2 protein-coding genes and 1 pseudogene are annotated in these 1569 nt (G+C 74.7%); all 3 read left to right on the forward strand.

Going from position 1 to position 1569, the window contains the following annotated elements; genetic code table 11:
* Positions 1-489, forward strand: a 489-nt coding sequence (locus ACWEQO_RS34740; RefSeq protein WP_452986492.1) for a universal stress protein, incomplete at its 5' end; no start/stop codon positions are given.
* A 413-nt stretch (positions 490-902) separates the two neighbouring features.
* Positions 903-1193, forward strand: coding sequence for a DUF1876 domain-containing protein (locus tag ACWEQO_RS34745; RefSeq protein WP_361463149.1), 291 nt, complete (start codon positions 903-905; stop codon positions 1191-1193).
* Between the two features lie 129 nt (positions 1194-1322).
* Positions 1323-1569, forward strand: a pseudogene (locus ACWEQO_RS34750) (Hsp20/alpha crystallin family protein); the annotation flags it as partial.

Below are 1569 nucleotides of genomic sequence, written 5' to 3' on the forward strand. Positions count from 1 at the left end.
GTCGTGCTGGTCCGGGCCGGCACGGCCGGGGAGCAGGAGGCGGAGGCGGAGGGGGCCGGGCGGCGGGAGGTGGTCCTCGGCATCGACGTCACGGAGCCGTGTGACGAGGTGCTCGCGTTCGCCTTCGAGGCGGCCCGTCTGCGGCACGCGCGGCTGAGGGTCCTGCACGCCTGGGGCGCGCCCGGCCGGCTCACCCTGGGGCCCGGCGAGGTGGGTTTGGTGGGGGATCCGCAGCGGGCCGGGGAGTGGCTGGGTTTCCTTTCCGCCGTGCTCCAGGTGTGGCGGGAGAAGTATCCCGGGGTCGAGGTGCTGCAGAGCGTGGTCGAGGGCAGGCCCGTGGATGCGCTGGTGAAGGCGGCGTCCGGGGCGGAGCTGCTGGTCGTCGGCCACCGGCTGGCCGGCCGGCCGACGGTCCCGGGCACCGGGCCGGTCACCCACGCGGTGATCCGGCGCGTCGGCTGCCCGGTGGTGATCGTGCCGCACCACTGACGGGACACCGGCGGGCACCGCGCCGGGGCCGAACCCTGAAGGACCGCTCATCAGGGACCTTCGGCCCTGTGCCCGGGGCCCGCCGCCGTTCGATGGTGGAAGGCGAAGCGACCGGCGATCCGCCGGAGGTCCGGCGACGGGTCCGCGCGCTGCACCGCGCGCCCGGTCGGCCTGCTGTCACCGCGCAGGGGCCGACGCCGAGGGAATCCGGCGGACCCCGTGGAATCCGGCCGACTCCGCAGACGACGCGGAGGAGGACCGGACGGGACCGAGGAGGTGGCGCTGATGTCCGTTGCGACGGCCACCGGCCCGGCCCGCGGTTCACCGACAGAGCGCGAGCGGTGCCGAAGGGACGGATCGCTCTTGCGGGAGAGTCCCGGCACGCCGGTCCGGACCGAGCCGAGGAGGAAGCGATGCCCCAGCCGCACACCACGGAATGGAGGGTCCGCCTCTACCTCTTCGAGGACGGACGAACGACGAGGGCCCGCGCGGTGATCGACACCGGGACCACGGTGCTCACCGGCCGCGGGGCCACGCGCCGGAATCCGGCGGACCCGGAGGTACCGGAGATCGGTGACGAGCTGGCGGCGGGCCGGGCGCTGCAGGACCTGGGCCGGCAGCTGGTGGACATCGCCGAGCGCGACATCGAGGGCGCGGGCGCGGCCGGTCCGGGCCCTCGTCCGCCCGTCGGCTGGCCGGCCTGACCTCGGTCCGCGTCCCGGCCGGGGACGACCCGTGAGCCCGGCGCCCGTCGGGGAACCCGTCCCCGCGAGCAGCACATCCGTCCCCACCGGCGGACGCACTGCCGGCCCAGAAGTCGAGGAGGACGACCGATGACGCTTCCCGCACACCGCGGCAGGGGCTCGCTCTCCGGATGGGAGCCCCTCCGGGAGCTCGAGGAGCTGCGCACCCGCATGGAACAGCTCATGCACTCCACCTTCCCCTTCCCCGGCCATGGTTTCTCCGAGGTCGGGGTCGATGAGGGGGCGTGGGCGCCGTTGGCCGACGTCGAGGACACCGAGGACGCCTACCTGATGGAGCTGGAACTTCCCGGCGTGGACAAGGACGAAATCACCGTGG

It is taken from the genome of Streptomyces sp. NPDC004051, assembly GCF_053604275.1.